Source organism: Thalassoglobus sp. JC818 (assembly GCF_040717535.1).
GTDB lineage: Bacteria > Planctomycetota > Planctomycetia > Planctomycetales > Planctomycetaceae > Thalassoglobus.
This window is the reverse complement of sequence record NZ_JBFEFI010000007.1, coordinates 378118-385867: the sequence shown is the minus strand read 5'-3', so window position 1 is coordinate 385867 and position 7750 is coordinate 378118. Positions and strand designations below refer to the sequence as shown.

General features: G+C 52.2%; 5 protein-coding genes. 2 read left to right on the top strand and 3 right to left on the bottom strand.

Annotated features, from left to right (window positions below; all coding sequences use genetic code 11):
• Positions 1-479: 479 nt before the first annotated feature.
• Entirely contained in the window at positions 480-1154 is a 675-nt protein-coding gene (locus tag AB1L42_RS19460; RefSeq protein WP_367060047.1) for a PEP-CTERM sorting domain-containing protein, read from the top strand.
• Between the two features lie 167 nt (positions 1155-1321).
• Here the strand turns inward: AB1L42_RS19460 and rpiA are convergent, their stop codons facing one another.
• Positions 1322-2011 carry a ribose-5-phosphate isomerase RpiA gene (gene rpiA, locus AB1L42_RS19455; RefSeq protein ID WP_367060041.1) on the bottom strand — a complete coding sequence of 230 codons (690 nt, stop codon included), beginning with the start codon at positions 2009-2011 and terminating at the stop codon, positions 1322-1324.
• A gap of 249 nt (positions 2012-2260) precedes the next feature.
• On the opposite strand from rpiA, the gene AB1L42_RS19450 reads away from it, so the two are divergent.
• Positions 2261-2704, top strand: coding sequence for a VOC family protein (locus tag AB1L42_RS19450; protein ID WP_367060032.1), 444 nt, complete (start codon positions 2261-2263; stop codon positions 2702-2704).
• A gap of 98 nt (positions 2705-2802) precedes the next feature.
• Here AB1L42_RS19450 and AB1L42_RS19445 read toward each other — a convergent pair whose 3' ends face one another.
• On the bottom strand, positions 2803-5193 hold the full coding sequence (locus AB1L42_RS19445; protein ID WP_367060029.1) for a c-type cytochrome domain-containing protein: 2391 nt from the start codon (positions 5191-5193) through the stop codon (positions 2803-2805).
• A 94-nt stretch (positions 5194-5287) separates the two neighbouring features.
• Positions 5288-7720 (bottom strand): DUF1549 and DUF1553 domain-containing protein, encoded by a 2433-nt coding sequence (locus AB1L42_RS19440; protein WP_367060026.1) that lies wholly within the window; start codon positions 7718-7720, stop codon positions 5288-5290.
• Positions 7721-7750 lie beyond the last annotated feature (30 nt).

Sequence of the window (7750 nt, the reverse complement as noted above, 5' to 3'; positions counted from 1 at the left end):
CAAGGCAAGTAATAGTCAAAGGAAAACTAGCCAACGTCGCTGCTCGACTCAATTCCGAATACCTGAGTTAGCCCTTCTGTCCGAACAATTTAAAGCGAAGGCCGATTTTCTGTGGTCAAGCTGTGACCTGAACCTTCCGTTTTCGTATCGACAGTGCATTCGCATTGCGCATCTTGGATGTGATTGCTCCAGTTGTAGGGGTTGCACTGGTTGCACCGCCCCCTGTCGGCACATTCCACACAATGTCGCGAACCTTCCCTTCTCTATCCGACCTCACCCTAAAAGTTGTTCCAGAGTTCGACGTCGATTGAGCGTTTGACCGCGATTGTGCGCGGATTAGGCGAACAGTTGTTGAGGGAACTTCTGGGAGTCCTGACGGTCACGTTAGTCATGTTGGCCCGTGACGGATTCTGGAGCCAAGACCCAAACGCTCAACATGTTTCGACCGACCAAGAACTGCGGAGATAGGAGAGGTGAAAATGTTGCGTCAAGTGAAGCTTTTGGGTATCTGCGTTGCCATGCTCTACGGGGGATTCAATGCCGAAGCCCAGGGAGGCTTCATCCTGTTCACGAGCAGAGCGGCTTTTGAAGCTGCGACGGGCGGGGTGCTAACTTTCGACAGTTATGAGGATAAATTTACTTCCTCAGACACAATTAATCGGCCAGGTTACTCTTTCAACGAAACAGGGGGTTCTCCAAACAGCTTTCTCGACATGACTCAGGCCCAATATGCCACTTTCGGTATGGGAGCAGCGGTTACAGATGGAAATCGAGCTTCATCATTTGTCAACGACGTGAACAGCTTGCTTACCTTCAACTTTGACTCGTCAATCAATGCGTTTGGTTTTGACATAACGACAAAAAACACGTCTCAGATCGTAAATTTTGGCGGAGACATCAGCGGTTCGTTCACCACAAATAGTGGGAGCGCACCAACGTTCTTCGGAATCATCAACAAAGATGGTCCGATCAACACGCTGACATTCGACGTCGGCGGGACAGGTAGTGTCATCTTTGACAGCACTCTTCACGGAACATCGGACTTGAGTTTGGTTCCTGAGCCAAGCAACTTCATCTTACTTGGCATGGGAGTCCTATGTGGCGGATTTGTGTTCTACGGAGCCAACCGTCGCCGTCTCGCAATGGACGTCTAATCGACTTCCGTTTCGAAACGAAAACTCACTGAATTCATTTCAGTAGCGGGTTGGACACGGCGGTTTAACCTTTAGCGTTCATGGTGCAACAGAACGCTTCCAAATTGATCCTCGGTCATGCAAATGGCCGAGGATCTTTTTTTGTCCTGACTTTCAGCAAGAGTCAATTAATTGCGATCGAATCGCTTCACTTCCGCTCCATCGCCCATCAGAACGAATGAAGCCATCCCCAGAAACAGGCCATGCTCCACGATTCCGGGGAAAGTCAACAGCGACTGCAATTCCAGCGGTGCGTCGATCTGAGACAATTGAAGATCGACGATAAAGTTATTCTCGTCAGTCACAAACGGCTTAGAGTCGTCGTCAGCCTGCATTCGCAGGCAAGGAGACAACTGCAACGCGGCGAACCGCTTCATGAGTGGTTTCAGCCCAAACGGAACCACTTCCACCGGGACGGGAAACCCGTGCAGCGGATTACTTCTCTTTTGTGAATCTGTGATGATGGTGAGCTGCTTCGAGGCGGCTGCGACGATTTTTTCACGCAACAGAGCTCCCCCGCCCCCTTTGATCAGATCGAGTTGATCATTAAACCGGTCGGCCCCATCGATTGTGATGTCAATCTCTGGAGACTCATCGAGGGTCGTGAGTGGAATCGAAGCTTTTCGGGCCAATTCTTCAGAGGCAGTTGAGGTCGGAACTCCGACAATTTGGAGGCCAGAACGAACGCGTTCACCAATCAGTTCGATTGCAATCGCTGACGTCGAACCGCTTCCCAGCCCAATCACCATCCCATCTTGAATCATGGAGACTGCCGCAGCTGCAGCCAGATGCTTTTCATTGCTCGCCGAAGAAGTCATGATTGCCGATCGCACAACAGGAATGAGTGAGTTTCGGTGGCAGTTTAAGCTCAGCGACTGTCGATGCAATGCTCAAGAGTTTTTCAAGAATTACGCATCGGTTAAGACGCATACGTTTTGTGGTGCCGATTCGGAGTACATGGATCCCGAAAAACCTCTGCTTCCTGAGATGCAATCAAACCAAGAAGTCGTGAAAATAGCTGCTCACGCTCGCCCGAGTGACTCAAGAATCGCCGAAAAGGGACCATAATGGCTGAAGAGAAACCGCTGTCTCCGTTTCACCTGGCTTTTCCGGTTCGCAATCTGGCAGAATCGAGAAAGTTCTACGGTGAAGTGTTAGGGCTGCCAGAGGGACGCAGCGATGCCACCTGGATCGACTTTGATCTATTCGGACATCAAATCGTCGCCCACGAGCGACCACACCTGAACACTAAGACTGGGGACGAGAGGAACAGTCAGGTCGACGGCAAAGCTGTCCCCGTTCCGCACTTTGGAGTAGTGCTCGAAATGGATCAATGGAAAGAACTGGCGGAACGACTCTCCGCGAAAGGCATCGAGTTCATCATCGAACCTTACGTCCGCTTCGAAGGCCAAGTCGGCGAACAAGCGACGATGTTTTTCCTCGATCCTTCAGGAAATGCATTGGAATTCAAAGCATTTCAAGATCGCTCAATGTTGTTCGCCAAAGACTGATCGAAATCGCACGGCTCAACTAAGCCAATCGGAATTTTCCAATGCGGTGGCATTCGCTCCACCGCACTCGGACAGTCCCGCAGATCACGAGACCAGTTCTATTCAGCCTGGGCAGAGGCCAGTTCGTTGCGAGCGAGTTGGAGTCGGTTGAATTGACTCTCGAGATTTTCAAGTCGCTTCTGGGCAGCCTCAGCGGCGGCTTTTGCACTTTGAAGCTGCGCGTTCTCTTCTTCAGTCAATACCGCAGCCTTTGCGAGAGCGGCAGCCTTTTCTTTGAATGAGTCGCGACTCGCTGTCTGCCCATCCGCCGAGGTTTTCAACTCGGCCAGAGTGGACTTGAATTTCACGACTTGCTGCTGTGACTGCTGCTGAGTGGCAAGATTCGCAGCATGTTGTTTCTCAAAGTTGTCGACGTTCGCCTTCGCTGATGCGAGAGTTTGCTGGGCGGCTTGGAAGGCTTCTGTCGCGACTCGAAGCTGCTCAGCACCGGTCGCAAACTGACTCGCAGCTTGCTCAGCGACGATCTTCGCGAGCGTCACAGCTGCTTCAGCTGTTTTCGCGACTTCGTTTCGTTTGGCGAGAGTAGCGGCCACAGATGGATCATTGGCTGCCGTCTCTTGTGCAGTGGGAGAAGCGGCTTGCTTGAGAATTTCAAAAGTTTCCGTAGCTTTCTCAAGCCCACGAGCCGAAGCCTCCTGCGCTGCTTTGAACTGTTCGGTCTTCGTCGTCAATTGCTCAAAGTTTGCCTGGACCGGTTTCAAGTCGTCCTCCGCAGTTTGGAGAATGGCTTGAGCTTGCGTCAATTGGTTCTGTGAATCACCAACCTGAGCGTTGGCTTTTACCAAGTCTCCCTCATGCTTTTGAAGTTCATTGGCAGTGGCGGTCATCTGTCCTGTTGTTTCGGCCAACAGCTTCTCAGCGATTTCCAGTTCTTTCGCTGCCTGTTGTGAGGCAGCTTGCCGTTGAGCAAATCCGGCAGTGAGCGTCGCCAGTGCTTCCGCAGCTTTCTGGTGATTCTGGCGTGCTTCCGCCAGCTGAGGTTCGAGAGAAGAGAGATACTGCGAAACCGTCGGAGGGTTCGTGTTGAGCGTGCCCAGAACTGCTCCATCGGCCGCATTCCAGAAATGCACTTCCCCTGACCAGTCGCCAGCGATGGCCACTTGACTGTCAGCATCGAACCCAACTTCCATTCCGATATCTTTGAGTCCGCCGAAGTCTTTCAGCTTCTTGCCATCACCGTCCCAAAGTCGAGCCATTTTGTCTCGACCAGTTGAGACGAGTGAGCCTTCTCGAGTGTATTCAACGGACAAGGCTCCCCCACCGTGGGCATTCCATGACTTGATGTTGGTTCCGTTCTGCATCTCCCAGAGTTTGATTGTTCCATCTTCACTCGCAGATGCCAGGACGTTGCTGTCCGGACGCCAACTTACATCAGTGACTGCGCCTCGATGGCCATTGAGCTCGTAGAAGATTCGACCGGTATCGGCTTCCCAGACGACGAGACCGTTGCTGCGGTCACCACTGGCGAGCAGAACCCCATCCGGGCTGAATTCGATGGCTGTCACCCAGTCGGTATGTTTTTTGTTTTCGTAAACAAGCTCACCTGTATTGATCGAATAGACACGGACCATTTTCTTAGGGCCGCCCAACGCGATATACATCTGGTCGGAGCTAATATCTGCTGCGAGAACTTCGTCGTACTCAGCCCCTGCCTCAATCTTTCGCTCGCCTGTCGCGACATCGTAAACGACCACTTTTCCGGACTGGCCGCCCCGCCCTCCGCCGACCATCAAGAGCGATCCATTTCGACTGAATTTGATGATCTGTGGCTGCCCTTCCGGAAACGGAAGAACTCCCAACGGCTCACGCGTTTGAGAATTGTACAAGCTCACCTGCTGATGCCCGGAGATGGCAACGATTGGTGCCCAGGGACTGGTGGCCAATGCAGTGACAGCATTTGTCGACGGCGGAGTGACGACAGGGTCTCCAAAGTAAGATTGTGGCATCGCAACATGTGCAGGACGTTCGGTCGAAACCTCAATTCGCGCCAGAGACTTTCGCTCTTTGATCTTGGCTTTGCTCCCCGCGTTTTCAAGAGCCCCCATGTCGATCCATTTGCGGATGACAGCCAGCTCGCTCTCGGGAAGTTTGTCAGCATTGGGTGGCATCTTCGGGCTGTCTTCGTGATTCACCAGCAGCCAGAGATAGCTGAACTCCGCACTTCCCGGGTCGACAACTTCCCCTGAAGAACCACCTTCCATGACACCGGCATACTGATCGAGAACCAGTCCACCGCGACGATCATTTGCGTTATGGCATGATCCGCAGCGTGCACGGAAAACGGGGAGGACATGGTCGTCGAAAGTGATTTTCTCGACGGGCTTCTCGTCAGTTTTCGAATCTTTCTCTTCAGCCCTGACGTGCGAACACGTGAAGGTGACGAGAGTGGCGAAACACAACAGAGAAGTTCTCAACGAATGATTCAACATGGTGATAGCTAGTCTGAGTAACAATCGTGTTGAGTGCAGGGACAGGGTTGGAATTCACCAGACCTCGACAACGGAAGAGACTTTCAACGCCAGATCAATGATTGAAGAGGAACTCTCGCGAGTTGAGCAATGCCCAATAGGCATCTTCAAGTCCTTGCTGGACGTTGGATCCTTCAGCATAGAGTGGTGAAAGTGACTCCAATTCCTCGGCAGTCGGCTTCCGACACAGCGTGGTGATATAAAGCCGTTCAATCACTTGTTCAGGAGACAGACCCTGATCGAGAAGGGACTTGATCTGGTTCCCCTGTCTCATCTTGTTGTTGACGGTATCTCCGTTAAGAAGATGAAGTGCCTGCGAGAGAGTTGGCTCCATTTTCACTTCGCACGAGCATGCCGTTTCTCGCGTCGCACGGCCAAATGTTGTCAGGAAGTAGGTCGACGTTGCCCCGTCGGCGATTTGGACAGCTCTTGCCCCAACCGGAAGCTTAGCGAAATCGTCTTTGGTGCTGGTGACGTGGCTGATAACGTCGAGCATCGATTCCGCCTTAATGCGGCGAATGTTTTGATGGGCGAAGTTCAACTCGTCCGTCATATTGCTTTCGTTTCGACGAGTTGTTCGCTGATAGGTGTTCGAGTTACAGATATCGCGAATCAACTTTCGCATATCGTAATCGTAGTCAGTCAGACGCTGCGCGAGCTCATCGAGAAGTTCCGGATTGCTCGCTGGATTGGAGATCCGGAAATCGTCGATCGGTTCGACGATTCCAATGCCGAAGAAGTGATGCCAGATGCGGTTTGCGAAGTTCTTAGCGAAGAAAGGATTCTCTTTCGAAGCGAGCCAGTTCGCGACAACTTCGCGTCGATCTTTTCCTTTGGTTTCAGGATAAGCCCCCCCAAGAAACTTGGGAGTGGAGTTTTGACCAGTCACCGGGTGTTTGACCTCTCCACCGCCTCGGTTGAAGATAATTTGCTCTCGCTCATCTTCGCCGCGTTTTCGTCCGACCTGCGAGAAGAATGCAGCAAAATCGTAGTATTCGTCCTGCGTCCACCGGTCGAATGGATGGTTGTGACACTGGGCACATTGAATCCGCATCCCCATGAAGATTTGAGCGACGTTCTCTGCCACTTTGAGCTGGTCACGTTCGATTTCATAGAAGTTCGTCTGCGGAGTAGTAAAGGTTCCGCCGCTTGACGAGAGGATTTCGCGAACCATGGCGTCCATGGGGACGTTGTTCGCGATCTGTTCAACAAGCCATTGATAGTAGAGGAAGATCGACTTTTGTGAGACCTGATTGTTGGATCGCATCATGAGCCACTCAGCCCATTTTGAAACCCAAACTTCGGTGAACTCTTTGCGGTCGAGAAGTTCGTCAATCTTGCGAGCACGTTTGTCCGGAGCTGAGTCTGCGACGAACGCTGTGTATTCTTCGTACGTTGGAGTCAGACCGATCAGGTCGATAGAGACGCGTCTGAGAAACTCTTCGTCTGAGCAGAGTTCGGAAGGATGCAGGCGAAGCTTCTTCAGCTTTTGGGCGACAAGAACGTCGATTTCGTTCGCGGGAGTTTCTGGTTGTTCTTCGTACTGGAGCCCTTTGGGAAGCGATAGGAATTGAGATCCGACAGTGTGAACGTCGAATCGGGCCATGACGAATCCTTCGCCACGTTCGCCAGCTGTCACAAGCCCCTGTTCATCAACTGCGATCGCGGTTTCATTGCTAGTTGTGAACGCAGCAAGGCTGGTGACATCGCGAACGGTTCCATCTGAATAAGTTGCGATGACAACTGTTCGCTGTGATTCGCCCGTTCCATCAAGGACAGCTTGCTTCGGGTACATTTCGATGGATGTACACGTTGCTTGATCAGCGGGATCGGTGGGCGTGCCGTTGGCGACCCATTCAACGATCGTCTGGCAGATCTTGGAATCGAGATCGAAGCGTTTTCCTCCGGTATGAGGAACGACACCGGCCCCTTTCTCAACCAGTAAACTGGCTTCTGGGATCGCGAGGTTGACTCGACGGCCAGGTTGCTCACGAGTGATTCGGAAATGATCTCCAGCTGGATCGTAGCCGAAGAGTGAAAGATTGAATCCATCTTTTCCGCGAGCAGCACCATGACAGCTTCCGGTGTTGCATCCAGATTTCGTTAAAGCAGGCATCACGTCCAATTTAAAACTCACTGGGCGATCATCGCCCGCACGAGCCACTTTGACCGGCACGGTCACCGACTTCTCACCGACAGAAACCGTCATTTGTGTTTCGCCATCGGCGGCCGGTCGGAAGACATTGTTCTCCTGCGAGACAAGAGAAGCATTTTCGACTTTCCATTGTGCCTGTTCAGTCAGGTCAGCGGTCAGTCCGTTGTCGTAATATCCCTGAACGACGACCGACTGGAAGTCTCGCTTCGTCGTCAGAGAGACGTCTTTCGGAAAAACTCGCAGTTCGACCAGGTTACCGTCTGCCAAAACCAGCGAATTGGTTGCCAGGGACAGAACGGGTACACAGATGATGCTCAGAAGTAGATTTCTCATGGATGATCGTCCGATCGTGACTCCGTCAAC